Genomic DNA, 457 nt, shown 5'->3' with positions numbered 1-457 from the left:
CTGGGTGCCCTCGCCGATGAGGCGCACCACCATCTCCCGCACCAGATGGCGGTTCAAGGGATCCAGCCCCTGCAGGGGCTCGTCCAGAATGAGCAGCGGCGGATGCTTGACCAGAGCCCGGGCGATCAGCACCAGGCGCTGCTGACCAAAAGAGAGGGCGTGGAAGGACTGCGCCCCCTGATCCTTTAGCCCCAACAGAACCAGCCACTGGTTGGCGAGCGCCAGCTGGCGATCCCCCGGGCGGGTATAGAGGCCGATGGAGTCATAAAAGCCGGAGAGGATCACCGCCTGCACCGAGCAATTGACGCGATAGTCCAGATGCAAGGCCGGGCTCACCAGGCCGATGTGGCGCTTGATCTCCCAGATGCTCTCGCCACTGCCCCGGCGCACTCCGAACAGGCGCAGGTCATTGCTGTACCCTTGCGGATGATCCCCTGTGATGAGGGCGAGCAGGGTC

At 64.6% G+C, this 457-nt stretch carries 1 protein-coding gene; it reads right to left on the bottom strand.

Features of this window, described 5'->3' with window-relative positions; all coding sequences use genetic code 11:
* Nucleotides 1-457: ATP-binding cassette domain-containing protein (locus BN1127_RS02580; protein ID WP_042648369.1), on the bottom strand; the 457-nt coding region annotated here is incomplete at both ends.

Source organism: Aeromonas media, from assembly GCF_000819985.1.
Taxonomy (GTDB): domain Bacteria; phylum Pseudomonadota; class Gammaproteobacteria; order Enterobacterales; family Aeromonadaceae; genus Aeromonas; species Aeromonas media.
The sequence above is the reverse complement of the archived record's forward strand: the minus strand, read 5'-3'. Positions and strand labels throughout refer to the sequence as shown.